Source organism: Flavobacterium enshiense (genome assembly GCF_040750275.1).
GTDB lineage: Bacteria > Bacteroidota > Bacteroidia > Flavobacteriales > Flavobacteriaceae > Flavobacterium > Flavobacterium enshiense_B.
On the sequence record NZ_JBDOCV010000001.1, the window covers coordinates 313,202 to 338,902 of the forward strand.

Genomic DNA, 25,701 nt, shown 5'->3' on the forward strand with positions numbered 1-25,701 from the left:
TTGTATGTTTTAGATAATCGCAAGAATATCGTCCTCGCGCATGATTAAATAATCTTTTCCTTCAAATTTCAAATCAGTTCCGGCATATTTTCCGTAAAGAACCGTGTCGCCAACTTTTACTGTCATCGCATGGTCTTTAGTTCCATTACCAACAGCAACAACAGTTCCTTTTTGCGGTTTTTCCTTAGCAGTGTCCGGAATGATGATTCCTGAAGCGGTTTGGGTTTCTGCAGCGGCAGGCTCCACAAGAACGCGGTCTGAAAGAGGTTTGATTTTTAATGCCATAATTATATGCTTTATGTTATTATTAATTTGATGCTATGGCTCATTTCAGAAATTGTGCCAAGGCTTATAAACTGACAAAATTACTAAATAAAAATGCCAGCACTGACAGGCTGGCATTTTAAAGCAAATTTGCTTGAGATTATTTTTTAGCTTCTTCTGTAGCAGCCGGTTGAGCAGCATCAGTTGTGGCTGGAGTTTCAGTTTTTGCATCGGTAGCTGCTGGAGCGGCCGGAGCTGTTGTAGCTGCTGGTGCAGGAGCGCTTCCGTCAATTATTTTAGAACCGTTGTCACTTAAATTTCCTGTAAAACTTAAACTTGATAATAAGATTAAAACGATTAACAAACCGGCTAATGTCCAAGTACTTTTGTCAAGAAAATCATTGGTTTTCTGTACACCGCCCATCATTTGTGAACCACCGATAGAGGAAGATAAGCCGCCACCTTTAGGATTCTGAACCATGATAACTACTACAAGTAGGAAACAAACGATTGTGATTAACACTAAAAAAATTGAAAACATATTGTAAATCTTTAATTGTTATTTTGTTGTAAAAGTCTAATATCCGAAATTCGGTCTGCAAAGAAACTACTTTTTTCCGGATATTTCAAAATTAAAATTTCATAAGCTTGTATGGCTTTCTGATATTTTTTTTGTTCCAGGTATACTTTGGCCAAAGTTTCGGTCATGAAATAGGAGCTTTCCTGAGTGGATTTCTCAATATTTACTGGGATTACCGGCGCATTTTTAACTGGAACTATTTTTGGATTCGATTCGATAAATTTATCAATTAAATCGATTTTTTTCTTTTTTTCTTCGTCAATTTCAGGCTCTTCTGGAGTGGTTTCTCTGTCAATCGGTGCGAATCGGGTCAATTGCAACCATTCCTGAAACGAATGTTTTTCATTATTTGAAAATTCCAGCGGTTTTCCGATTTCCAGTTTTTCTTCTAAAGTAGGTGTTGTTTCTTCTTCTTTCGAGGTTTCAACAGGAGTGATTTCCGGAGCAGTGGTTATGGTTTGTTTTTCAAAGGCTTCAGGTTCTGCAATCTGTATCGAATGTAAGATAGATTGTTCTAGAGGATTTATTTTTGGCTGTACTTCGATTTTGTCTGATACTACAATTTTGTATTGGTTGACGATAATTTCGTTGATAGCAGCTTCTTTTTCCTCTAAAAAAGCCTTCTGTATAGAAGTAAAGCCTTCTGAAGTGATGAATTCGAAAAGAACACTTCGGTCAGTTGTGTAAGCGGCTGTTTTTTTTAATTCCTGATTATAACGAAAACTATTCTGATTGTATAACCCTTTAAGATGTAACGCACGAACGGACTGGAAATAGGGGAATTGGTCGAGTACCGTTTCCAGTTCCAATGTTTGTTTTGCATTTATTGCCTCGGGTTTGGCGATTAGATATGTTAAATCGTGTATGTTCAAGTTTTAGTGTTTTGTTGGCAATTTTACTTTTAAAGATACTTAAATCTGTGGACTAATTGTGGAATACTTACAACTTTGTATTACCATTTTGCTAATGAAGCATTGAAAATATCCTGAGTAATTCTTTCAAAAATTTCGTCTAAGGCTGTAGAGAGGCGTGCCCCTACTAATTGGTCGTTGCCTGGGAAGTCATGGTAAAAAGAAAAACTTTTTTCAAAATCATCATCCGGTTTTTTCTTATTGGTAAAACGCACTTTTACCGTAATGGTTAAGCGGTTTTGTGCAGCTAACTGATCGGCAGTAGCGGTCATCGGTGTAATCCGGTAGTCGGTGATCTCACCTTCGTAAACCAAATCGCCATTGTTGTTGGTAAGGTTTAGGTTGGTTTGATTTTGCAGAATTTCCTGAAGTTCTAAAGTAAAAGTTCTTTCAATACCCGGTTCGATTAAAGGAGCCGTATTTTGAAAATAGTTTACCTGAAACGTTTTAGCATCAATTTTTCCGGTTCCAGTAAAATTGTAGTAGGAGCAGGAACTGATGCTGAAAAATGTTAAAAAGATAAGTATGAAGTGTAATTTTTTCATCAGATTGTAAAACTCAAATATACTATAAATCAAATTGTTTTATCTTGCGGTAAAGCGTCCTTTCGGAAATTCCCAATTCATCGGCGGCGGCTTTTCGCTTTCCTTTGTTACGTTCCAACGCTTTTTTAATGAGTTCGATTTCCTTTTCGTCTAATCGCAGTGAATCTTCTTCTTCCACAGTTTCGGCAAAAAGATAATTTTGATCATCATCATCATCGAATTCTTCCTGAAGTTGTTCTTCTTGTACCGGAATTGCTCTAAGGGAAGGTTCTTCAAACGGTATTTCAGTTTCTTCTTTTTGGCCGTAAATGCGCTGAATCAGATTTTTATTGCTTTCCTGAACATTTTTTACGTTACCGCTCTGCATTAAATCTAAAGTCAATTTCTTTAAATCGTTCAAATCGCTTTTCATGTCAAAAAGGATTTTGTACAAAATTTCACGTTCTGAGCTAAAGTCACTTTCCGACTTTTTACCGATTACTGAAGGGAGATTGCTTCCTTCAACAGGTAAATATCCGGATAAAGTAGCTGCTGTAATGTCGCGGTTGGTCTCCAAAACCGAAATCTGTTCGGCTACGTTGCGCAACTGACGGATGTTTCCGCTCCAGCGGTATTTTATAAGGTACTGAACCGCATTATCGTCCAGTTTGATAGGTGGCATTTTGTATTTGTGTGCGAAATCCGAAGCGAATTTTCGGAACAACAAATGAATGTCGTCTTTTCGATCACGTAATGGGGGTAAGCCGATTTCAACGGTACTCAAACGATAGTATAAATCTTCACGGAATTTTCCTTTTTCAATGGCTTCCTGCATCTGAACGTTGGTTGCAGCAACAATACGTACATTGGTTTTCTGAACTTGAGAAGAACCAACTTTGATGAACTCGCCATTTTCCAAAACGCGTAACAAACGCACTTGAGTGGTTAGTGGTAATTCGCCCACTTCGTCTAAGAAAATGGTTCCGCCATCGGCTACTTCAAAATACCCTTCACGAGTGGAAGTAGCTCCGGTAAACGATCCTTTTTCGTGTCCGAAGAGTTCGCTGTCAATGGTTCCTTCCGGAATGGCACCGCAGTTTACGGCTATGTATTTTCCGTGTTTTCTGTGGGAAAGCGAATGGATGATTTTCGGAATACTTTCTTTACCAACACCACTTTCTCCCGTTACCAATACGGAAATATCGGTCGGGGCCACCTGGATGGCTTTTTCTATGGCGCGGTTGAGTTTCGGGTCGTTCCCGATGATCTCAAAGCGTTGTTTTATGGCTTGAACAGATTCCATTTTAATTACTAATGAATAAGTGTTAATTCATTTCCGGAGAATACCCAACAGCTTCACCAATAAGGGTTGCCGAAGTACAATCGCTGATTTTTACCAGTACAAAATCACCTGGTTTGTAATTTTCTTTCGGGAAAACGGCAACGGTGTTTTGGGAATTTCTTCCGCTCCAGTGTGCATCGGAACGTTTGGATTCTTTTTCGATCAAAACTTCAACGGTTTGACCAATGAAACGTTGTGAACGCTCTAAAGACGTTTTTTGCTGTAAGTCGATAATCTCGTTCAAACGACGTTTTTTAACATCTTCCGGAACATCGTCTTCCATTTTTCTTGCGGCTAACGTTCCTGGTCTTTCCGAGTAAGCGAACATGAAACCGAAATCGTAGCGCACGTGTTTCATCAAGCTTAAAGTGTCTTGGTGGTCTTCTTCGGTTTCGGTTGGGAATCCGGAGATCATATCCTGAGACAAGGAAATATCTGGGATGATCTGGTAAATTTTATCAACTAACGTCATGTACTCTTCACGAGTGTGCTGACGGTTCATTTCTTTTAAGATTCTTGTGCTTCCCGATTGAACCGGTAAGTGGATGTATTTACAAATGTTATGGTGTTTGGCCATTACTTCGATTACTTCCACGTGCATATCCTGAGGGTTGGAAGTCGAGAAGCGAAAACGCATTTTAGGGAACTGTGTGGCACAAGTGTCTAACAACTGGGCGAAATCTACAGCGGTTGCTTTTTGCATTTCGGTCGCTTTGTCAAAATCTTTCTTTAGACCACCTCCATACCAAAGGTAACTGTCGACGTTTTGTCCTAAAAGCGTGATTTCTTTAAAACCTCTATTCCATAAATCCTGAATTTCCTCTATGATGGATTGTGGTTCACGGCTGCGTTCGCGTCCGCGGGTAAACGGAACCACGCAAAACGTGCACATGTTGTCGCATCCACGGGTGATGGAAACAAAAGCGGTTACACCATTACTTTGTAAACGAACCGGTGAAATATCACCATAGGTTTCGTCTTTGGATAAGATTACGTTGATGGCATCGCGACCTTCATCGACATCTTTTAAAAGATTAGGAATGTCTTTGTATGCATCAGGGCCTACAACCATGTCTACGATTTTCTCTTCCTCAAGGAATTTGCTTTTCAAGCGTTCGGCCATACAGCCCAAAACGCCCACTTTCATTCCTGGGTTGATTTTTTTAATCGCGTTATATTCTTGCAAACGTTTGCGTACCGTCTGTTCTGCTTTATCACGAATGGAGCAAGTGTTTACCAGTACCAAGTCAGCTTCTTCTAAATTCTGAGTGGTATTGTATCCTTCGTTTGCCAAAATGGAAGCTACGATTTCACTGTCGGAGAAATTCATCTGACAGCCGTAACTTTCAATGAAAAGCTTCTTTTGGTTTTCCGTTTTTTGATCCATCACAAGGCTGGTTCCTTGCTTGTTTTCTTCGATAATCTTTTCCATAAATCACTTCAAAGTGTAAAAATCAGTCCGCAAAGATAATACTAAATTTGACTTTATGACAAGATGGCAGATTTGTTTAACATTTTCATTGCAAAATCATACCTATATATATAGGTGTAGTTTTCCGCTTGTCGGGAAAATTGACTTTTAAAATTGTCAAAACTGCAATATTTAAAAAATTCCTATACTTTTGCGGTTCAAATAAAAGAGTAAATGGCAAAGAATTTAGTAATCGTTGAGTCGCCGGCTAAGGCAAAAACCATCGAGAAATTCCTGGGGAAAGATTATCAGGTAGAGTCCAGTTATGGGCATATTGCGGATCTTCCGTCTAAGGAAATAGGAGTGGATGTAAACAATAATTTCAAACCGAAATACGAAGTTTCTTCCGATAAGAAAGCGTTGGTGAAAAAACTCAAAGATTTATCTAAATCGGCTGAAACCGTTTGGTTGGCTTCCGATGAAGACCGCGAGGGAGAGGCTATTGCATGGCACTTGGCGGAAGAGTTGAAACTGGATCAGAGCAAGACGAAACGAATCGTTTTTCACGAGATTACCAAAACGGCCATTCAAAAGGCGATCGAAAATCCGCGTGGCATCGATTATAATCTGGTGAATGCACAACAGGCGCGAAGAGTTCTTGACCGTTTGGTGGGATATGAATTGTCGCCGGTACTTTGGAAAAAAGTAAAAGGAGGCTTATCAGCAGGACGTGTGCAATCGGTATCCGTTCGTTTGATCGTGGAGCGCGAAAGAGAAATCCAGAATTTCAAACCGGAAGCTTCGTATAGCGTAACGGCGGAATTTACCAATGAAGCGGGAAAAACCTTCAAAGCCAAATTGCCTAAAAACTTTGCGACCAAACAAGAAGCGGAAAACTTCTTAAAACAAAATATAGGTTCTCTATATAAGGTGTCGGATTTAGAAACCAAACCGACCAAAAAATCTCCGGCAGCTCCGTTTACCACGTCAACCTTGCAGCAGGAAGCGGCTCGTAAGCTGTACTTTCCGGTTGGAGTTACGATGATGATGGCCCAGCGTTTGTACGAAGCCGGATTGATTACTTATATGAGAACGGATAGCGTGAACCTTTCCAACGAAGCGATGGCAGCGGCAGAAGCGGAAATCATCAAGTCGTATGGTAAGGAATTCAGCAAGCCAAGAAATTTTGCAACGAAATCTAAAGGAGCACAGGAAGCGCACGAGGCCATTCGTCCGACGGATATGTCGCTTCATTCGGTAAATATTGACCGCGATCAGGCACGTTTGTATGATTTAATCTGGAAAAGAACATTGGCGTCTCAAATGAGTGATGCGCAATTGGAGCGTACCAATGTAAAAATTGAAGCGAACAACCATAAAGAACTTTTTGCGGCAACCGGAGAAGTTATCAAATTTGAAGGATTCCTGAAAGTGTATCTTGAAGGTCATGACGATGAGGAGGAAGAACAAGAAGGTATGCTGCCCGCTTTAAAAGTAAATGAGAAGCTTGCGAATAACTATATTACGGCTACCGAGCGTTTTACAAGACCGGCTGCCCGTTACACGGAAGCAGCTTTGGTGAAGAAGTTGGAGGAATTAGGAATCGGACGTCCGTCTACTTATGCGCCGACGATTTCTACCATCATCAATAGAAATTATGTAGAAAAAGGAAATTTTGAAGGGCAGGAGCGTAAATACCAAATGCTTACTTTGAAAGGTTCTGAAATAAAAGCACAAGAATTAAAAGAAAATGTTGGTTCCGATAAAGGGAAACTGGTTCCGACCGACATTGGTATTATTGTGAACGATTTCCTTGTGAAAAACTTCGAAACGATTTTAGATTATAACTTCACGGCGAAAGTAGAGCAGGACTTTGACGAAATCGCTGAAGGAAATATCGAATGGGCAAAAATGATGAATGATTTTTATAATCATTTCCACCCGATCGTATCCAAAGTGGAGACTACTGCGGAGAGAGAAACCGGAGAGCGTATTTTGGGAGTAGATCCGAAGTCCGGGAAACAGGTTTCGGTTCGTTTGGGTAAATTCGGGCCGATGGCACAGATTGGCGACATCGACGAAGAAAACAAACAATTTGCCAGTTTGCGCCCGGAACAAAACATTGGAAGTATCACTTTAGAAGAAGCTTTGAACTTATTCTTACTTCCTAAAATATTAGGTACTTATAAAGGTGAAGAGGTAGAGGTGAACAATGGGCGTTTCGGCCCTTATGTTCGTTTCGGGAAAACCTTCATCTCGCTGCCAAAAGGAGAGGAGCCTTTGGATGTAACTTTTGAACGTGCTTCGGTACTGATTCAGGAGAAAGAACAAGCCGATGCGCCGATTGCTATCTATAAAGGTATGGAAGTGCAAAAAGGAGTGGGGCGTTTCGGGCCTTTCATTAAATGGAACAGTATTTTTATCAACGTAAGTAAAAAATATAATTTTGATAATTTGTCGCAATCGGATATTGCCGAATTGATCGAAGATAAATTACAAAAAGATATCGATAAGGTAATCCATAATTGGGAAGACGAAGGGATCCGTGTGGAAAAAGCGCGTTGGGGACGTTCGGTAATCCTGAAAGGAAAAGTTAAAATCGAATTGAGTAAGGATATTGATGCGTCTAAAATGACTTTGGAGCAAGTAAAGGAACTTATTGAGAAAAAAGCCCCTGCTAAAAAAACTGCGGCAAAGAAAGCAACTCCTAAAAAGAAATAAGCTATGGTATTTGATTTTTTTCAGCCTTTGGAAGACGATTTTCTGGAATTCGTTCAGGGTTTGAGTAATCAGGCTTTGGGGAGGAAAGTGGTTTTTCACAGTGCAACAGATTTTCCTAATATTGAAGTAGCTTCGATTGCTATAATAGGTGTATTGGAAAATAGAGGTATTGCACAGGATGATGATGTGATCGAATTGTCGCATATCCGCAAAGAATTTTACAGTCTTTTTCCTGGAAATTGGGACGCACAGATTGTGGATTTAGGGAATATTGTTGCTGGAAGTTCGATTGAGGATACGTATTATGTGTTGAAAACAGCGGTCGCAGAACTGATAAAAAATAAAGTAATACCGATTGTGATAGGTGGTTCGCAGGATTTGACCTATGCTATGTATCGTGCTTACGACCAATTGGATCAGATGGTGAATGTGGTTGCGATTGACAGTCGTTTTGATTTTGCCAAAGAAGAAGGTTTGCCGGCGCATTCGTATCTCTCCAAAATGATAGTGGAAGAGCCGAACAACTTGTTTAACTATAGTAATTTAGGGTATCAGACGTATTATAATTCTCAGGAAGAAATCGATTTGATAGAAAAATTGTATTTTGATGCTTACCGATTGGGTGAGGTTTGTAATAATTCAGCGATTGCCGAGCCTGTTTTCAGGGATGCGGATTTGGTTACTTTGGACTTGAATTCAATAAAATCATCAGATTCGGGTAATTTTGTGAATTTTATCCCTAATGGCTTTAATGGTAAAGAAATTTGTGTACTTTCGCGCTATTCCGGAATTAGTGATAAAGTGAGTTCTTTTGGGATTTTTAATCATAATGGTTCTAAGGCAGAGTCAGTGTTGATTTCGCAAATTTTATGGTATTTTATTGAAGGGTATCATTATCGTTCTAAAGAATATCCATACGGAAGCAAAGAAGAGTATTTGAGATATATCGTTCCGCTTGAAGATGAAGAGTTGATTTTCTATAAGAGTGATAAAACGGAAAGATGGTGGATTGAAGTGCCTTTTTTAACAAATATTAACAATAAAATTAAAAGAAGCGCGTTATTACCGTGTACCTATGATGATTATATAGGGGCAACCAATCAGGAAATTCCTGAGCGGTGGTGGAAGGCACAGAAAAAAAACCTCCTATAAAAGGGATAAAGTATTGATTTTACTTGAAAAAAGAGTGATTGATACTTTTTTAAGTTTTTTTTAGGAAAAAAATTGTTTTTTTAAAAATAAATAAATAGGTTTACGCCCTTAAAAATGTGTATATAATTAACCCAAATTTATATGAAGAAGTTCATTGCGTTAACAGCACTTTTATCATTATTCTTTAGCAGCTGTCACAAGAACGACAGAGGAGAGCTAGTAGGAGTTAAAGGAAGAAAATGGCATCCGGAAAAACCTTTCGGAATGACGTTGGTTCCTGGTGGTGCATTTATTATGGGTAAATCAGATGATGATTTGGCCAATGTGGGAGATGCTCCAACTAAAACTGTTACAGTTCGTTCGTTTTACATGGATGAGACAGAGATCACTAATAGTGAGTACCGTCAGTTTGTGGAGTGGGTAAAAGATTCAACAATCAGAACAAGATTAGCTATTCTTGCTGACGAGCAAGGCCAGAAGCCTGGTGCCGGAGGTAAAGGTGGTAAAGGCGGAAGCATCGGAGATTTTGCGTTTAAGGATCAGGATCCAGCGAAAATGTCTGCTTACGACAAATATATGTATGAGAATTACTATAGTGTTGGAACAGATGAAGATCCGTATGCCGGAAGACGTTTGAATAGAAAAATCAAATTGCATACAGATGTGCAGAAATATCCGGATGAGTATTACGTAGAAGTAATGGATTCTTTGTATTTGCCTGCGACTGAATCATATAACGGGTTAAGAACTTTTGATGTTTCGAAATTGAAATTCAGATATACTTGGATGGATATTCAGGCTGCAGCTAAAGATAAAACAGTTGGAAACAGCAGAAAGAAAAGAAGTAAGTATATGAAGACTGAAAATGTTGAAATCTATCCGGATACAACAGTTTGGATTAAGGACTTCGCGTATTCTTATAATGAGCCAATGCATAATGATTACTTGTGGCACCAAGCTTATGGGGATTATCCGGTAGTGGGTGTGTCTTGGAAACAAGCTAAAGCATTTTGTGCATGGAGAACTTCAAACAAAAATGCTTACATTAAGAAGAAAAAAGGTAGAGATCAAGTGAACTCTTTCCGTTTGCCTACAGAGGCAGAGTGGGAATATGCTGCTAGAGGTGGTCTTGAGTCTGGTACTTATCCTTGGGGAGGTCCTTATGCTAAAAATGACAGAGGTTGTTTCTTGGCAAACTTTAAACCGAATCGTGGGGATTATGCCGCAGACGGAGCTTTATATACAGTAGAGGCGAAATCATACGAGCCAAATGAATATCATTTGTATAATATGGCTGGTAACGTAGCGGAGTGGACGGATTCTTCTTATGATCCAGCAGCTTATGAGTACGTTTCGACAATGAATCCAAATGTTCCGGATTTATCTAACCAAAGAAAAGTAACTCGTGGAGGTTCTTGGAAAGATGTTGCATACTTCTTGCAAGTGAGTACGCGTGATTACGAATATGCAGATTCTGCAAGATCTTATATCGGATTCAGAACTGTTCAGGATTACATGGGTACTCAGAATACGGGTACTGAACCAAAATAACAATTTGAAAAATTAACCAATTTTTATATTAACTTAACTATCTAAAATTTTATTATTATGGCATTACCTAAAAAAGTTATGAATTTTGCCTACGGTATGGGGGCAGCGGTTGTAATCATCGGAGCTTTATTCAAATTAATGCACTGGCCAGGGGCAAGTTTGATGTTGATCGTTGGTTTGACTACAGAGGCGTTAATCTTCGGTTTATCTGCGTTTGATCCAGTTGAAAAAGAATTAGATTGGACTTTAGTTTACCCGGAATTAGCTGGTGGTGAAGTGAAAAAGAGAGATGCTAAAAAAGCTGAAAACCCAACTGAGGCTCAAGGTTTATTATCTCAGAAATTAGACAACATGTTGAAAGAGGCTAAAATTGACGGAGAGTTAATGGCTAGCTTAGGTAACAGTATTAAAAACTTTGAAGGTGCTGCTAAAAACATGGCTCCTACAGTTGATGCTATTGCTTCTCAGAAAAAATATGCTGAAGAAATGGGTACTGCTGCAACACAGTTAGAGACTTTGAACAGTATGTATAAAGTACAGTTAGAAAGTGCTCAACGTAACGCAGAAATCAACAAAGAGGTTGCTGAAAACAACTTGAAATTGAAAGATCAAATGCAATCGTTGACTGCAAACTTATCTTCATTAAACAATGTGTATGGCGGAATGCTTTCTGCAATGAGTAATAGAGGCTAATTAGTTTCATTATTATTAATTAATTCTTAAAACTAATTAGAAGAAATGGCAGGAGGAAAATTAACCCCTAGACAGAAGATGATTAACCTAATGTACTTGGTTTTCATCGCGATGTTAGCATTGAATATGTCAAAAGAAGTATTATCGGCTTTTGGTTTGATGAATGAAAAATTTGACACTTCAAATGTTACTACATCAGAATACAATAAAAAATTATTAACATTCTTAGAGGCTAAAGCTGGTGAGGATCCGTTGAAGTTTAAAACTCCTAATGATCAGGCACAGCAAGTTTCTAAGTTATCCGAAGATTTTTATAGCTATTTAGGTAGTTTGAAAAAAGATATCTCGGCTGATTTTCCAGCAGACGAAAAAACAGGTAAATTGCCTTATGAGTCTATGGATAAAGGAGATAAAATTGACGAATTATGGTTTGAAGGTGATGGATATTCTCCAAAAGGGAAAGAAGTTGTTGGAAAATTTGACAAATTCGTTGCTGACATGAAAGCAGTATTTGGAAATGATGTGAAATTCCAACCAGTAATTAAAGAATTGGAGCAAAAATTTAATACTGCTGACATTAAAGACGGAGAAGGTGTAAATAAAAAATACTTGGATTACCACTATAAAGGTTTCCCTGCTATCGCATCTTTGACAAAATTGTCTGCATTACAGAATGATATCAAAATGATGGAGTCTGGTATTTATAACGTTTTGATGGGTAATACCTTTAAAGAAGCTGCTTCGATGAAAAATTTCCAAGCGATCGTAGCTCTTGACAAAAACGTATATTTCCAAGGAGAGCAAGTAACTGGTAAAGTTGTATTAGGTAAATACGATGCTAATACTAAACCGACTTCATTCCAAGGTCCTGGTAAAATTGAAAACGGACAAGCTGTTATTGCGATGACTGCTGGTGGAATTGGTGAGCAATCGTTTGGTGGTACTTTTACATTCTTAGAAGATGGTAAAAACATTCCATTGAAATTCGAAGGAAAATATGTTGTTGTACCGCGTCCAAATTCAGCTAACATTTCTGCTGATAAAATGAACGTAGTGTATAGAGGTTTACCAAACCCAATGACTATTTCATTTGCTGGTATCTCTGAGGATAAAGTATCAGCTTCTGGTACTGGTTTAACTTCAGCTGGAGGTAAAGGTAAGTATAACTTAAATCCAGGTTCTGGAACTGAAGTTACAATTACTGCTACAGGTAAAATGGCTGATGGGAAAACGGTTTCTGATAAAAAAGTATTCCGTATTAAAAACATTCCTGGCCCTGTAGGTGCAATTGGAGGTACTGACGGTGTTGTTAAAGGAACCAAATCTCGTTTAGAAGTTTCGCAGGTATCTGCTGTTTTGAAAGATTTCTTATATGATTTGAACTTCCAGGTTACACAGTTTACTTTTAAAGTGCCTGGACAGGCTGCAGTTATCGTGAATGGAGATAGAGTAAATGCTCAGTGTAAAGCTGCTTTAGCTAGAGCTGGACGTGGAGATCAGGTTACAATTTCTGACATCAAGACTAAAATTGTTGGAGTTCAATCTACTGTTGTTCCACCTAAAACTGCTCCGGTTATTTACGAAATTCAATAATTTTAGGTTACAAGTAGCCTCAAATAACTTTAATTTTATAACATGAAATTGAGAAAATTTTTAGTAGTATTTTTTGCAGTGGCAGGAAGCTATGCGTCTTTTGCGCAATCGAATCTGTTAAATGCCAAAACTCCTGATGAGATTGGTAAAAAAACAGCTGCTCAGATGAATGCGGATAATGATAAGCCATTACCTTATGGATACGTTCATGACCGTGATGTATTGATGGGTAAAACTACTTGGGAAATCATCGATTTGGATGAGCGTGTAAACTTCCCTTTATATTATCCAATTGATACTGCTAATATTGGTAAAGATCGTCGTTCTTTGTTCGATGTTCTTTTGAAAGGAATCAAAGCAGGTGAAATCACTGAAGTGTACACCGATGATTATTTCAATACGAAGAAAACGTTTAAAGATATGGCTTCTTCTTTTACTTATGTAGATACGACTCAGGCAGGTAGAGACGAGATCAATACTTACTATGATGACTATATGGTGAAGAAAACAAGAACGCTAGATCCTCAGTTTATCGATAGAAGAGAATTGGCTGCCATTGATATTTCAGGTTACAAAGTAAAAGGGTACTGGTATTTTGATAAACGTCAAGGTGAATTAAAATACAGAATGTTAGGTTTATGTCCTGTATCGCCTGAGGCAAGAGATATCGGAAATGATAATGCCGATGTAATCGAATTGTTCTGGATTTATTTCCCTGCAATCCGAAATGAATTGCATGGTTCAAAAGCCTTTAACGACAAAAACTCTGCTATGCCTCTTACGTTCGACCACTTGTTAAATGCACGTCGTTTCAGCGGTGTGATATACAAAGAAGAGAATGTTTACGGAGACAGAACAATTGAGCAATACATGAAAGAAAATGCTCAGATGCAGTTGTTGGAATCGGAAAGAGTAAAAGAGAAAATCCGCAACTTCGAAATGGATATGTGGAATTACTAATATTCTCAAATTATATAAAAACTCCTGTCATTTGGCAGGAGTTTTTTATTTTTGTACCATGATAGATTACCTTATAGTCGGTTCTGGTTTGGCTGGCATTTCTTTTGCTGAGACAGCTGTTCTCAACCAAAAAACATTTCGGATTGTTGATGATTTTAGTTTTTCTTCTTCCCGAGTAGCGGCCGGGTTGTACAATCCGGTTATTTTAAAACGCTTCAGTCAGGTATGGAAAGCGACGGAGCAATTAGAGTATGCTTTGCAGTTTTACAAGGCCATTGAAGAACGCTTAAATGTAAAATTCGATTTTGTAATGCCGGTTTACCGAAAATTTGCTTCGGTTGAAGAACAAAACAATTGGTTTCATGCAGCAGACCAACCCAAATTGTCGCACTTTCTTTCCGCTAAAATCATCACAAAACAATTTTCAGGTATTGTTTCCGAATATGGTTATGGTGAAGTTTTGCATACCGGTTATGTTGATACCGATGTGCTTTTAACGGCTTACAATAATTATCTTGAACAAAGCGGGTGCCTGATTAAGGAAAAATTTGCTTATTCGGATTTAGTTTTTCACGCAGATAGTGTAGAGTATCAATCGGAACATTATAAGAAAGTGATTTTTGCTGATGGGTTTGGCTTAAAAAGCAATCCCTACTTCAATGATTTACCACTTGACGGGACTAAAGGGGAACTCATAGTTATTAAATCTCGGGAATTAGATTTAGACGTGGTTCTGAAATCCAGTGTATTTATACTGCCGATGGGGAATGACTTGTTTAAAGTTGGTGCTACGTATAATTGGGACGATAAAACGGATATCCCGACTGAGGATGGGAAACAGGAATTGATAGCAAATCTCAAAGAAATTATCTCTTGTGATTATGAAATTGTCGAACATTTGGCCGGAGTACGTCCAACAGTTAATGACAGAAGGCCTCTGGTTGGAACGCATCCGGAATTTGAAAATCTTCATATTTTAAACGGTTTGGGAACCCGAGGTGTAATGCTTGGGCCTTGGTTGGCGAAGGAACTATTTGAGCATCTTGAGTTAGGAACAGAGTTGGATCATCAAATTGATGTGAAACGTTTTTATAAAAAAAAGAGGAGCTAAATAGCTCCTTTTATCTTTGGGGATTTTTCCAGTCTTTATCGTAATTGATAAAGATGTTGATCCAAATGTTTCGCGACAATCGCATGATAACCGGCATGAAAACAATCAGTGTGGCAATAATTGCAATGAAGGCTGTCTTTAAATTAGTGCCAATAAACAAATAACTAATTATAAAAGCTGCTACACCAAAAGCAATTCCAACGCCGTAACTTACATACATGGCGCCGTAAAAAAACGACGGTTCTATTTTGTATCGGGTTCCGCAATGGCTACAGGTTTCGTGCATTTTGAAAATAGAGCCCATATTGTAAGGGTTGTTGTCTAAATACATACTTTCTTCCTGACATTTAGGACAACTTCCTGTTAAAATGCTGTTTAGTTTCGATCCTTTTTTTAACATTTGCAAATAATTTTAGTAAAGGTACTTCATTTTGAAATCTGCCTGGTAACATTAGTCACAAAATATGCTTAATATACATAATTTATCGGTTTCCTTTGGAGGGACGTATTTGTTTGAAGAAGTAACATTTCGTTTGGGAGCTGGAGACCGCGTAGGTCTTGTTGGAAAGAACGGTGCGGGAAAATCGACTATGTTGAAGATTCTTTCGCGAGACATGCAACCCGACACCGGAAGTATTGCCACCGAGAAGGAAGTGCGTATCGGATTCTTACGTCAGGATATTGACTTTGTTCAGGGAAGAACTGTTTTGGAAGAGGCCTATCAGGCTTTCGAAGAAATAAAGCAAGCGGAGTTCAAAATTGAGGAAATCAACCATCAGTTAGCTACCCGTACCGATTATGAAAGTGAGAGCTATTCCGAATTGATTGAGCAGTTAAGCGATGTAACACACCATTATGAAATTTTGGGCGGATACAATTACGTAGGCAATACCGAACGTGTTCTATTAGGTTTAGGTTTCAAACGCGATGATTTCGACAACCAAACCGACACCTTTTCCGGAGGATGGCGTATGCGTATTGAATTGGCAAAACTATTGCTTCAAAGTAACGATATATTGCTTCTGGATGAGCCTACGAACCACTTGGATATCGAAAGTATCATCTGGTTGGAAAGTTTCTTAAAAACCTTTCCGGGCGTGGTGTTGATTATTTCCCATGATAAAATGTTTTTGGATAACGTAACCAACCGTACCATTGAAATTTCTTTAGGGAAGATATACGATTATAACAAACCGTATTCTCAATATTTAGTTTTGCGTCAGGAGATTCGCGAAAAGCAGTTGGCTACCCAAAAAAATCAGGCAAAGAAAATTGAGGAAACTGAAAAACTAATCGAAAAATTCCGTGCGAAAGCTTCCAAAGCTTCCATGGCGCAATCTTTAATCAAGAAGCTGGACAAAGTCGAACGGATTGAAGTCGATGAAGATGACAATTCCGTCATGAGTATTTCCTTTCCTGTTTCCGTGACGCCGGGTAGGGTAGTGATAGAGGCGGAGCATGTAACCAAAAGTTACGGCGAGAAAACTATCCTGAAAGATATTTCGTTATTGGTGGAACGTGGTAGTAAAATTGCCTTCGTGGGTCAAAACGGTCAAGGTAAATCCACATTCGTAAAAGCCATTCTGAACGAATTTGAATACGAAGGCGTGATCAAGTTGGGTCATAATGTGCAAGTTGGGTATTTTGCTCAAAATCAAGCCGATTATCTGGACGGTGAAAAAACACTATTGGATACCATGACCGATGCGGCAACTGACACCAACCGTTCCAAAGTGCGCGATATGTTAGGAGCCTTTTTGTTCCGAGGAGATGATGTGGAGAAAAAAGTGAAAGTGCTTTCCGGTGGGGAACGCAACCGTTTGGCGCTTTGTAAACTGCTTTTGCAGCCGTTTAACGTGCTGATTATGGATGAGCCGACGAATCACTTGGATATTAAGTCGAAAAACGTTTTAAAGGCCGCTTTGCAGCAATTTGAAGGAACGCTGTTGTTGGTGTCCCACGACCGTGATTTTCTTCAAGGTATGGCGAACATCGTTTATGAATTCAAAGATCAGAAAATAAGGGAATATTTGGGCGATATCAATTTCTTCCTGGAGCAGCGTAACGTGCAAAACATGCGCGAAGTAGAAAAAAAAGATGTAGTAGCCAAAGAAGCACCGAAAGAAAACAAGTCGCTTTCTTACGAAGAGCAGAAGAAAAACAAAGCGCTTCAAAACAAACTAAGTAAAATCGAAAGCCAGATCCAGCAATTGGAAAAAGACATTCAGGCTGACGATAAAGCTTTGGCAACCAATTACGATAAACACATCGAAGATGCGAAGTTTTTCGCGGCTTACGAGAAAAAGAAAAAAGACCTGGATCAGTTGCTCGAAGATTGGGAAACCGTTCAGATGGAATTAGAGGCGTAATACAATTTGGAGCGACCTGAGCGATAGCGAATTGGCGAAGCAAACGTCTGGGAAAAGAATATGTCATTTTCCCGCTGTCCGCTCTACGCGGTGCCGCTCCCATCGGGGCTATAGGAAAACTTTTGAGTGTTTTTTTAACTTCGGTTCTATTTAAAAGGGTGACGTTGTTGCCACTGTACTTCCGGTTCTAGATTTTTAAAAATTTTACCGATATACTTGTTGATGAATTTGTTGCGGTGGTAAATAAAACCGGACATCATAATCGGTTCGGCACCAATCGAACTTTTAATTTCCAAAGCCGTTCTTCCGAAAATGATTCTTTTGTACTGTTTTTGAATGCCGAATTCTGTCATGTTGTACAGCATGTTCAGGTACAGCATTTTTTCTTTCTGCACATCCGAATCGTATCCTAAAAAATACGTTTCCAAAACCGTACCGTTAAGTAACAGCGTGTGAAATCCTACTAATTTGTCGTCCAGAAAATAACCCATCAGTACAAATTGGTTTTTCAATTGTTTTTTGAAACTCGAAAAATGATTTTTAGCTAAGAAAAAAGTATTGAAAGGTGCGTTTTTGGCCACATGATGGTACAAGTCGTAAATGCGCGTTTCTTGAGTGATAATTTCTTCCAGACTTAATTCCCGAATACGGATGTCGTCACATTTTTTACGCGCTCGTTTGTATTGGTCACGGTATTTTTTTGAAAATGCGGCAACATAATCTAAATCGGATTTCCATTCTTCGGAAAGTTCGAAGATCATATTCGGTTGTGCGTTGAACTCGTAAATATCTTTAAAATCAAAGGCCTTCAGTTCGTCGGCACAATGCGGATAGAAATCTTTAAAGGAAACCAAATGAATGTTGATTTTCTGCTTTTTGAAATAAGCTGTAATTGCTGCAGCACATTGCACCAAAACTTCGCTAATGTGCTTAAATTCGATTTCTTTGTTAAAAGTGTAGCCGTTTTGTCCGGTAATCATGTTGTTGCCTAAAAACAAAACATGGGAGGCAAAGTTTTTAAATACGAAATTCCGAACAGCGGTTTTTAAACACTTGTCCCGTTCACCAAACGATTCCAGTTTGTTAAGGTTCAGGTATTGTGCCAAAGCCACTCCAATTAATTCCGAATGTTCGTAAATGCCAATGTAAAAACACTGCATGTTTGACGGTGCCGAAGCTTCCAGAACCGTAAGGTAAGGCTTTTGCAGAAAGGCATTGTGTGCCGCTACTTCGTCCCAGTTGGCAGGAAGTTCTGAAATTTTAGAATAAATGGTGAAAGTTGTTGTGTTCAAAGTCAAAAAAATCGCCCTACAAATGTAGAGCGATTGTGCTATAATAAAATGTTAATTTTTCACTTTATGTGGCGTCTTTATTGTTTGTTTAGCGGTCACATAGAATTCGCAAAACCCTATTTTTATTACCATAGAAGTTTTGAATTAGGCTCATTTCCATCCGCAGATGATGGCACCCATAATGGTTAGGGAAACCATCCAGTATCCGGCATTCACCAGAATATATTTCCATGATTTTTGTTCAAAAAGCCCGTTGATGGCGGTAATTGGCAGTGCCAAAAACAGTCCTGTCATAAAACCGTGAAGCGCTCCGTGCTGAAAGGTGCGGAAAGCGTCGCCGTAATCGGCCATGAAAGCGGCATAAGATGGTTTTGCGGTTTCAATAAATTCAGGCCCTCCAATCATTCCTAAAGCACCCATTTGGTGGATGGTCAGAGCAGGCATTATGAAGGCCAGCATTAAGGAATAGAAAATTGTTAAGCCGAAAATTTTTGCCATATTACTTTGCTTGGCTTTTTCTTCGGTCATGCCGGTTTCGTTCATCCAGATTGTTCCGAAAACTTTAGGATTGTACCAGACAAATCCCACCAATAAGGTAGTTAAAGCGGCTACCAATACTGCTAAAAAGTTAAAATCCATACTGTTTTTTGTTTTTGGTTATTCTCAAATTTAACAAATAAAAACACATCCAACAAAAAACCACCAACGAAAGTTGGTGGTTTTGTTATTAAAAAAAAATGGATTTATTCCGCGGCAACCAGTTTACTGGAGCTTCTGTAAGTAAACTCGTTGTAGATATGGCGTTTGGCAAAACGATTCGGTGATTCGGCATTAATCATTTTGATGTACGTGTTTTTCGGAACACCGAAATATTCAAACTGGTTCCCGTCCAAAAAGTTGATGAACAATACACCATTGTCCATATAGAACTCTAAAATGGTAGAAGTGGTTGTGGTTTTGATGTATTCTTCTTTGTCTTTTTCCAGTGTTTCCGGAGCGATACTTACTAAAAAATGGTACGCTTCGATAACCAGTTTGCTTCGTTCTTCTGCTGCAAGACGTTCTACAGGGTCGGCAATGGTGTCCGGATGGTCTTCCTTCATGCTTTTTCTGTAAATCGTTTTTAATTCTTTTAAGGTTGCGGTTTTAGTGACATCAAGCAGTTTTCGGTACTCGGCTATTTTCTTCGTGTTCATGTTTTGTCCAATAAAAAGTGATTCTTTTCTTTAAAAATCTGATTAACAATTTTATAGCTGTTAAAATCAGGAAAATCATCAGCTAATGTTTATTTAAAAAAAAAGAGAACCAAAATGATTCTCTTCTTAGTAGCGGGAACAGGACTCGAACCTGTGACCTTCGGGTTATGAGCCCGACGAGCTGCCTACTGCTCTATCCCGCGCTGTACGGTTTGTATTCTCAATATTTTCTTAGTAGCGGGAACAGGACTCGAACCTGTGACCTTCGGGTTATGAGCCCGACGAGCTGCCTACTGCTCTATCCCGCGATGTTTCGAGTGCAAAAGTACAACGTTTATTTGAATAAACAAGTTTTATTTAGAATAATATTGATTTATTTCGTCTATTCGCTTGATATGACTACCTTTGTAGGCTAATTTTTTTACCATGTCGCACAAAGCAGGTTTTGTAAACATCATTGGAAATCCTAATGTTGGGAAGTCCACCTTAATGAATGCGTTTGTTGGGGAACGTCTTTCTATTATTACGTCGAAAGCGCAAACCACCCGTCACAGGATTTTGGGGATTGTCAACGGAGACGATTTTCAAATCATGTTTTCCGATACTCCGGGAATTATTAAACCGGCGTATGAAATGCAGGAATCGATGATGAATTTCGTGAAATCCGCGTTTGAAGATGCCGATGTTTTGGTATATATGGTGGAAGTTGGCGAGAAGGAACTTAAAGATGAAGACTTTTTCAATAAGATCATCCATTCTAAAATTCCGGTGTTGTTGTTGTTGAACAAGATTGATAAATCGAATCAGGAGCAGCTGGAAGAACAGGTGAATTTATGGAAAGAAAAAGTACCGAATGCCGAAATCTTCCCAATTTCCGCGTTAGAAAACTTCAATGTGACTGCCGTGTTTGACCGAATTTTAGAGTTATTGCCGGAATCACCACCGTATTATCCGAAAGATGCGTTAACCGACAAACCGGAACGATTCTTTGTAAACGAAACCATCCGCGAAAAAATCTTGTTGAATTACGACAAAGAAATCCCATACGCCGTAGAAATTGAAACGGAAGAATTTAAGGAAGACGACGACATCATCCGAATCCGAGCGATCATCATGGTGGAACGGGATACCCAAAAAGGAATCATTATCGGACACAAAGGTTCGGCAATCAAGAAAGTTGGGATTCAGGCGCGTGAGGATCTGGAAAAATTCTTCGGAAAGCAAATTCACATCGAGATGTTCGTGAAAGTGAACAAAGACTGGAGAAGCAACGCGTTCCAATTGCGCCGTTTCGGGTACAACCAAAAATAATCCTGAACGGATAAACCGGATCTAGCCCCGATAGCAGCGGCATCCTTTTTGCTTTTTCCGAATTCGTTTTAGAAGAAGAACGTGTGGCAAAAAGATACAGCGGATAGCGGGAACAAGCTTCATGTCAAATAAATAATCTAACTTTGCAGCAAAATAGCAGAAAATGAACAATATCGTAGCCATAGTAGGACGACCAAATGTTGGAAAATCGACATTTTTTAACCGATTAATTCAAAGAAGAGAAGCCATCGTAGACTCGGTGAGTGGTGTGACGCGTGATAGAAATTACGGAAAAAGTGAGTGGAACGGAAAAGAGTTTTCTGTGATCGATACCGGAGGATACATCAAAGGTTCCGATGATATTTTTGAAGGTGAAATCCGTCGTCAGGTGGAATTGGCCATCGATGAAGCGGATGCTATTATTTTTGTGGTAGACGTAGAAGAGGGAATTACCCCAATGGACGAGGAAGTAGCTAAACTGCTTCGCAAAGTGACTAAGCCGATTTTGTTGGCCGTGAATAAAGTTGATAATGCGATGCGTGAAAAAGACGCTATCGAGTTTTATAATTTAGGTTTAGGCGAATATTTTACCATTGCCGGAATGAATGGAAGCGGAACTGGGGAATTGTTGGATGCGCTTGTAGAAGTATTACCAGAATTGCCGGATGCCGTGGAAGAGGAAAATCCATTACCGCGTTTTTGTGTGGTAGGACGTCCTAATGCCGGAAAATCATCGTTCATCAATGCGTTAATAGGGGAAGATCGTTTTGTGGTTACTGATATTGCCGGAACAACCCGTGATGCGATCGATACCAAATACAACCGTTTCGGATTTGAGTTCAACTTGGTGGATACGGCGGGAATCCGTAGAAAAGCTAAAGTTAAGGAAGATTTGGAATTCTATTCGGTAATGCGTTCGGTGCGTGCCATTGAACATTCCGATGTTTGTATCTTAATGATTGATGCAACCCGTGGTTTCGAAGGCCAGGATCAGAGTATCTTCTGGTTAGCAGAGAAAAACCGTAAAGGCATCGTGATTTTGGTAAATAAATGGGATTTGGTGGAAAAAGATACGATGTCGGCCCGTGATTATGAGGCGAAAATCCGTAAAGAGATTGAGCCGTTTACCGATGTGCCAATTTTGTTTGTGTCTGCCTTAACCAAGCAACGTTTGTTGAAAGCTTTGGAAACTGCAGTGGAAGTGTTTGAAAACCGAAAGCAACGTGTTTCTACTTCGAAATTCAACGAGCTGATGTTGCCGATTATTGAGCGCACACCGCCACCGGCCTTGAAAGGAAAATATGTGAAGATCAAATATTGCATGCAGTTGCCAACGCCAACGCCACAGTTTGTGTTTTTTGCGAATTTACCACAGTATGTGAAGGATCCGTACAAGCGTTTTATTGAGAATCAGTTACGTCAGCACTACAATTTTACTGGGGTTCCGATCGATATTTACTTCAGACAGAAATAATTTGTTAAAAAAATCAAAACAATTATTTTTCTTACATAATAAAATCTTTAATTCGCGGTTAATATGAGAAATCATTTTTAACCGCTTTTTTTTATATCATTTATGTTCAAAAAACTTCTGTTGCTGGTTCTGGCAATGTATGCAACGTGTTCGTTCGCACAAAATTCTGTTACTTTTAAAGGGAAAATCATAGACGACAAAGTGAAGCTCCCGTTGGAAGCCGTGACGGTTTATATTTCCAAAGTCAAAGATTCTTCGCTGGTAGACTATACCATTACAGATAAAAACGGAAGCTTTTCCATTCCTCTAAAAAAAATGGAAGAACCAATAGCGCTTAAGTTTTCAATGACGGGTTTTCAAAATCATAAAATCGATATGAAAAGTGTGTCGGAAAGCAAAGATTTTGGTGTAATTACATTGCAGGAAGAGGCGCAAATGCTTGGAGAAGTAATTGTGAAAACCGAAGCACCTCCGGTTCGTATAAAAAAAGATACACTGGAATTTAACGCAGCTTCTTTCAAGGTAAGACCGGATTCCAATGTGGAAACGTTGTTGAAACAATTGCCGGGTGTGGAAATCGATTCGGAAGGGAAAATTACGGTAAACGGTAAAGAAGTAAATCAAATTCTTGTGAACGGGAAGCCTTTTTTCGATAAAGATGGAAAAATCGCTTTGCAGAACTTACCTTCTGATATTGTCAATAAAGTTCAGATAAGCGATACCAAGACCAAGAAAGAAGAGTTGTCCGGTCAGGCTGCTACGGGGAATAATACCAGCATCAATTTAACTATTGATGAAGATAAAAACAAAGGCCTCTTTGGGAGATTTATGGGGGGGTACGGTACTGACGAGCGTTATGAAGGCAGTGCTTTGGTCAATTACTTTAAGAACAAGCGAAAATTCAGTGTGTTGGCATCGTCTAACAATATCAACTCGGTTGGTTTTTCCATGGATGAAATTTTTGACAATATGGGCGGTGGCCGCAGCCGATCGGTGTATTATAACGACAACGGTTCTTTCGGGATTAACGGAATGCGTTTTGGTGGGGGTGCCGGAATCACGCAATCCGACATGGTAGGGATGAATTATTCTGATGAATGGTTTAAGAATTTTGAATCGACTGCGAGTTATTTTTTCTCCGATCAGCATACAAAGAATTCAAGAAGAACCAAACAGATTGAATTTTTGGAAGATCGTGTTTTTACAAGCCAATCCAATTCGGAAACAAAATCGGATCGTTTCGGACATCAGGCGAATATGGAGTTTGAGTATAAAATTGATTCCACAACCTCAATTGTTTACATTCCGAAATTTGCTATTTCATCGGGTAAGGACAGGGATAAATCGTATCAGTTTTCGGTAGATGAAACCAATACGCTGCAGAATGAGAGTACTTCGGAATCGTTTGATGAGAGTCAGGCCAATCAATTTAAAAACGAGCTTTATTTTAATAAATCGTTTAAGCGAAAAGGACGTTTTTTAAGCGCTATGGTTGAAAATTCGTCGAATAAGGATGAGATTACTTCAGCGAATAAATCGGCTACTGTATTTTATCAGGGAACCGATCCGGATGATTTTCGGGATCAGATTCGGAAGAGCAGAAACACCAAAGATAGCTATCGTGTCGATTTGACGTATTCAGAGCCTGTAACGGATTCTCTTAAAGTTAATGTTGGGATTGATTACCAGTGGAATAAAACGTCTGATGACCGTAAATCGTTCGATTATGATGGAGTAACCGATTCGTATAGTATCGTTAATGTTAATCAGACCAATAACATTTCGTCGATAGCCCGAATTGCTAAACCCGGAACAGGAATTTCTCTAAATAAGAAAAAATTTAATTTTGATTTAAGAGGAGGGACGACTATAATAGGTTTTGAAGGGAATTCTTTTTATCAGGGCAACAAGACCAAGCTGGATAAAAATTATGCGTTACCATTTGTTGATTTGAATTTAAGTTATGAATTGGGTAAATCAAAACATATTTGGATGAATTATTCTTATGAATTCGATTTGCCTTCTGCGAGCCAGTTGATGCCGGTTAACGATTATGCGAATCCCTTGAATACGGTTGTCGGAAATTCTGATCTGGACTTGAATAAAAGACATTATCTGTATTTCAGTTTCAATAATTACGATTATGTGCAAAAGTCAGGTTGGAGTTTTTATTTGGGTGGAAATTACTATGACAGTCAATATGTTTCTGCAACAAGAATCGGAAGTAACGGAAAACGCGAAACAACGTACAGCAATGTGCACGATACGTATTATACCTGGTCGGGTTTTAACATCAATAAAACGATTAAAAGAGAGTCACATACATTTAAATTTGGAGCGGGTAGTAGTGTGAATTTTTCTATGAATAAAGGATTTATCAACAACGAATTGTATGATGCATTCGGTATCCGTTGGAGAGCTAGAGCAAATTTTACTTATTCATACGGCGAATTGCTAACCATTAATCCAACCTACAGTTATATCCTGAGTAAAACGGATTATACAAATTATTCAATCAGTTCGGCATCAAACTTTCAACATCAGGTAGGTTTGCAAACTACGAATTACTGGCCTAAAAACTGGGTTTTCGGAAATGATTTCAGTTACAATTACAATTCGGATATTGCGGATGGTTTTAAAAAGAATTTCTATTTATGGAACACTAGTTTATCCTATAGTTTTTATAATAAGAAATTCACGGCGAAAGTTAAAGTGTATGACTTGTTGAATCAGAATCAGAGTGCTACGCGAACCATTTCGGCGACCACGATTCGCGATGAAGAAAATACGGTGTTAAAACGCTATGCTATGTTTTCTTTAACCTATAAAATTGAAAAATTTGCAGGTAAGGAAAAACCATCTCGAGGGATGTTTATGCATTAAGAAAAACAAAAAAGAGATTGCTATTCGCAATCTCTTTTTTGTTTTAGTATTTATCTAATAAGCGAAGAAAAGCAATTCATACAGTATGATCTTCATACCAATCCCGAAAAGTTTTTGTTGTAGTGTAGTCATCGATCAGGACATAATAAACCATTAAAGGAATTAATATGAACCCCAGTAGCAGCAAACCAATCAGAACTTTATACAGTATTGCGGTCTGACACAAAACGGCAAAAGTAAATACATAAAGTGTTGTTGCCCATACCCATTTCATTGCAACATTTTTCATGATTTCTTTTCTTTTAAAGTTACGATTTTAAAGAAAACATGTGCGTTAAGGAAGTGGTAATAAACAAAAAGAGA

21 protein-coding genes and 2 tRNA genes are annotated in these 25,701 nt (G+C 38.8%); 11 read left to right on the top strand and 12 right to left on the bottom strand.

All coding sequences use genetic code 11. The annotated features are described in order from the left end of the window. Positions 1–9: 9 nt before the first annotated feature. From ABGT15_RS01480 to miaB, 6 genes are all read right to left on the bottom strand, one after another. The gene (locus ABGT15_RS01480; RefSeq protein ID WP_026979528.1) at positions 10–285 is read right to left on the bottom strand and encodes a co-chaperone GroES; all 276 of its coding nucleotides are present in this window, start codon (positions 283–285) and stop codon (positions 10–12) included. Between the two features lie 139 nt (positions 286–424). After that, positions 425–805, bottom strand: coding sequence for a preprotein translocase subunit SecG (gene secG, locus ABGT15_RS01485; RefSeq protein WP_367229642.1), 381 nt, complete (start codon positions 803–805; stop codon positions 425–427). An 11-nt stretch (positions 806–816) separates the two neighbouring features. Then, positions 817–1,716 carry a tetratricopeptide repeat protein gene (locus ABGT15_RS01490; RefSeq protein WP_367229643.1) on the bottom strand — a complete coding sequence of 300 codons (900 nt, stop codon included), beginning with the start codon at positions 1,714–1,716 and terminating at the stop codon, positions 817–819. An 80-nt stretch (positions 1,717–1,796) separates the two neighbouring features. After that, positions 1,797–2,300, bottom strand: coding sequence for an LptE family protein (locus ABGT15_RS01495; RefSeq protein ID WP_367229644.1), 504 nt, complete (start codon positions 2,298–2,300; stop codon positions 1,797–1,799). Positions 2,301–2,322: 22 nt separating this feature from the next. Further along, positions 2,323–3,582: a sigma-54 interaction domain-containing protein gene (locus ABGT15_RS01500; RefSeq protein WP_367229645.1), complete on the bottom strand. Its 1,260-nt coding sequence runs from the start codon at positions 3,580–3,582 to the stop codon at positions 2,323–2,325. Between the two features lie 22 nt (positions 3,583–3,604). Continuing rightward, complete coding sequence (gene miaB, locus ABGT15_RS01505) at positions 3,605–5,053, bottom strand: tRNA (N6-isopentenyl adenosine(37)-C2)-methylthiotransferase MiaB (RefSeq protein WP_367229646.1); 1,449 nt, start codon at positions 5,051–5,053, stop codon at positions 3,605–3,607. 213 nt (positions 5,054–5,266) lie between these two features. Between miaB and topA the strand changes: the two genes are divergently transcribed. The 7 genes from topA to ABGT15_RS01540 all read left to right on the top strand — a co-directional run bounded on the left by topA (position 5,267) and on the right by ABGT15_RS01540 (position 14,813). Beyond that, entirely contained in the window at positions 5,267–7,753 is a 2,487-nt protein-coding gene (gene topA / locus ABGT15_RS01510; protein WP_367229647.1) for a type I DNA topoisomerase, read from the top strand. A 3-nt stretch (positions 7,754–7,756) separates the two neighbouring features. Further along, complete coding sequence (locus ABGT15_RS01515; protein WP_367229648.1) at positions 7,757–8,905, top strand: formimidoylglutamase; 1,149 nt, start codon at positions 7,757–7,759, stop codon at positions 8,903–8,905. A 141-nt stretch (positions 8,906–9,046) separates the two neighbouring features. Then, the gene (gene gldK, locus ABGT15_RS01520; protein ID WP_367229649.1) at positions 9,047–10,456 is read left to right on the top strand and encodes a gliding motility lipoprotein GldK; all 1,410 of its coding nucleotides are present in this window, start codon (positions 9,047–9,049) and stop codon (positions 10,454–10,456) included. A gap of 54 nt (positions 10,457–10,510) precedes the next feature. Further along, positions 10,511–11,149, top strand: coding sequence for a gliding motility protein GldL (gene gldL / locus ABGT15_RS01525; protein WP_367229875.1), 639 nt, complete (start codon positions 10,511–10,513; stop codon positions 11,147–11,149). Positions 11,150–11,194: 45 nt separating this feature from the next. Next, on the top strand, positions 11,195–12,742 hold the full coding sequence (gene gldM, locus ABGT15_RS01530; RefSeq protein ID WP_367229650.1) for a gliding motility protein GldM: 1,548 nt from the start codon (positions 11,195–11,197) through the stop codon (positions 12,740–12,742). A 42-nt stretch (positions 12,743–12,784) separates the two neighbouring features. Next, the gene (gene gldN / locus ABGT15_RS01535) at positions 12,785–13,702 is read left to right on the top strand and encodes a gliding motility protein GldN (RefSeq protein WP_367229651.1); all 918 of its coding nucleotides are present in this window, start codon (positions 12,785–12,787) and stop codon (positions 13,700–13,702) included. Between the two features lie 58 nt (positions 13,703–13,760). Then, positions 13,761–14,813 carry an NAD(P)/FAD-dependent oxidoreductase gene (locus ABGT15_RS01540; protein ID WP_367229652.1) on the top strand — a complete coding sequence of 351 codons (1,053 nt, stop codon included), beginning with the start codon at positions 13,761–13,763 and terminating at the stop codon, positions 14,811–14,813. A gap of 10 nt (positions 14,814–14,823) precedes the next feature. On the opposite strand, the gene ABGT15_RS01545 is transcribed toward ABGT15_RS01540, so the two are convergent. Beyond that, a complete protein-coding gene (locus ABGT15_RS01545) occupies positions 14,824–15,213 on the bottom strand; it encodes a DUF983 domain-containing protein (protein ID WP_367229653.1) in 390 nt (129 codons plus the stop codon). 64 nt (positions 15,214–15,277) lie between these two features. Between ABGT15_RS01545 and ABGT15_RS01550 the strand changes: the two genes are divergently transcribed. Continuing rightward, positions 15,278–17,182 carry an ABC-F family ATP-binding cassette domain-containing protein gene (locus tag ABGT15_RS01550; protein WP_367229654.1) on the top strand — a complete coding sequence of 635 codons (1,905 nt, stop codon included), beginning with the start codon at positions 15,278–15,280 and terminating at the stop codon, positions 17,180–17,182. A gap of 146 nt (positions 17,183–17,328) precedes the next feature. Here ABGT15_RS01550 and ABGT15_RS01555 read toward each other — a convergent pair whose 3' ends face one another. The 5 genes from ABGT15_RS01555 to ABGT15_RS01575 form a co-directional block, all read right to left on the bottom strand. Next, positions 17,329–18,474, bottom strand: a complete 1,146-nt coding sequence (locus tag ABGT15_RS01555) for a GNAT family N-acetyltransferase (protein ID WP_367229655.1) — start codon at positions 18,472–18,474, stop codon at positions 17,329–17,331. 150 nt (positions 18,475–18,624) lie between these two features. Continuing rightward, a complete protein-coding gene (locus ABGT15_RS01560) occupies positions 18,625–19,113 on the bottom strand; it encodes a DUF1761 domain-containing protein (protein ID WP_367229656.1) in 489 nt (162 codons plus the stop codon). A gap of 104 nt (positions 19,114–19,217) precedes the next feature. Further along, positions 19,218–19,670 (bottom strand): KTSC domain-containing protein, encoded by a 453-nt coding sequence (locus tag ABGT15_RS01565; protein WP_367229657.1) that lies wholly within the window; start codon positions 19,668–19,670, stop codon positions 19,218–19,220. Positions 19,671–19,800: 130 nt separating this feature from the next. Beyond that, positions 19,801–19,873 (bottom strand) — tRNA-Met (locus ABGT15_RS01570). A 32-nt stretch (positions 19,874–19,905) separates the two neighbouring features. Next, a tRNA-Met gene (locus tag ABGT15_RS01575) sits at positions 19,906–19,978 on the bottom strand. A gap of 118 nt (positions 19,979–20,096) precedes the next feature. Between ABGT15_RS01575 and era the strand changes: the two genes are divergently transcribed. The 3 genes from era (at position 20,097) to ABGT15_RS01590 (ending at position 25,338) form a co-directional block, all read left to right on the top strand. Continuing rightward, positions 20,097–20,981 (top strand): GTPase Era, encoded by an 885-nt coding sequence (era, locus tag ABGT15_RS01580; RefSeq protein ID WP_367229658.1) that lies wholly within the window; start codon positions 20,097–20,099, stop codon positions 20,979–20,981. 163 nt (positions 20,982–21,144) lie between these two features. Further along, positions 21,145–22,455 carry a ribosome biogenesis GTPase Der gene (gene der / locus ABGT15_RS01585; protein WP_367229659.1) on the top strand — a complete coding sequence of 437 codons (1,311 nt, stop codon included), beginning with the start codon at positions 21,145–21,147 and terminating at the stop codon, positions 22,453–22,455. Between the two features lie 102 nt (positions 22,456–22,557). Continuing rightward, positions 22,558–25,338: an outer membrane beta-barrel protein gene (locus tag ABGT15_RS01590; RefSeq protein WP_367229660.1), complete on the top strand. Its 2,781-nt coding sequence runs from the start codon at positions 22,558–22,560 to the stop codon at positions 25,336–25,338. Positions 25,339–25,701 lie beyond the last annotated feature (363 nt).

Excerpts from the sequence above, each read along its gene's own strand:
- ABGT15_RS01480 (WP_026979528.1), bottom strand. The coding sequence starts at position 285 with ATGGCATTAAAAATCAAACCTCTTTCAGACCGCGTTCTTGTGGAGCCT.
- secG (WP_367229642.1), bottom strand. The coding sequence starts at position 805 with ATGTTTTCAATTTTTTTAGTGTTAATCACAATCGTTTGTTTCCTACTT.
- ABGT15_RS01495 (WP_367229644.1), bottom strand. The coding sequence starts at position 2,300 with ATGAAAAAATTACACTTCATACTTATCTTTTTAACATTTTTCAGCATC.
- ABGT15_RS01500 (WP_367229645.1), bottom strand. The coding sequence starts at position 3,582 with ATGGAATCTGTTCAAGCCATAAAACAACGCTTTGAGATCATCGGGAAC.
- miaB (WP_367229646.1), bottom strand. The coding sequence starts at position 5,053 with ATGGAAAAGATTATCGAAGAAAACAAGCAAGGAACCAGCCTTGTGATG.
- topA (WP_367229647.1), top strand. The coding sequence starts at position 5,267 with ATGGCAAAGAATTTAGTAATCGTTGAGTCGCCGGCTAAGGCAAAAACC.
- ABGT15_RS01515 (WP_367229648.1), top strand. The coding sequence starts at position 7,757 with ATGGTATTTGATTTTTTTCAGCCTTTGGAAGACGATTTTCTGGAATTC.
- gldK (WP_367229649.1), top strand. The coding sequence starts at position 9,047 with ATGAAGAAGTTCATTGCGTTAACAGCACTTTTATCATTATTCTTTAGC.
- gldM (WP_367229650.1), top strand. The coding sequence starts at position 11,195 with ATGGCAGGAGGAAAATTAACCCCTAGACAGAAGATGATTAACCTAATG.
- gldN (WP_367229651.1), top strand. The coding sequence starts at position 12,785 with ATGAAATTGAGAAAATTTTTAGTAGTATTTTTTGCAGTGGCAGGAAGC.
- ABGT15_RS01540 (WP_367229652.1), top strand. The coding sequence starts at position 13,761 with ATGATAGATTACCTTATAGTCGGTTCTGGTTTGGCTGGCATTTCTTTT.
- ABGT15_RS01545 (WP_367229653.1), bottom strand. The coding sequence starts at position 15,213 with ATGTTAAAAAAAGGATCGAAACTAAACAGCATTTTAACAGGAAGTTGT.
- ABGT15_RS01550 (WP_367229654.1), top strand. The coding sequence starts at position 15,278 with ATGCTTAATATACATAATTTATCGGTTTCCTTTGGAGGGACGTATTTG.
- ABGT15_RS01560 (WP_367229656.1), bottom strand. The coding sequence starts at position 19,113 with ATGGATTTTAACTTTTTAGCAGTATTGGTAGCCGCTTTAACTACCTTA.
- ABGT15_RS01565 (WP_367229657.1), bottom strand. The coding sequence starts at position 19,670 with ATGAACACGAAGAAAATAGCCGAGTACCGAAAACTGCTTGATGTCACT.
- era (WP_367229658.1), top strand. The coding sequence starts at position 20,097 with ATGTCGCACAAAGCAGGTTTTGTAAACATCATTGGAAATCCTAATGTT.
- der (WP_367229659.1), top strand. The coding sequence starts at position 21,145 with ATGAACAATATCGTAGCCATAGTAGGACGACCAAATGTTGGAAAATCG.
- ABGT15_RS01590 (WP_367229660.1), top strand. The coding sequence starts at position 22,558 with ATGTTCAAAAAACTTCTGTTGCTGGTTCTGGCAATGTATGCAACGTGT.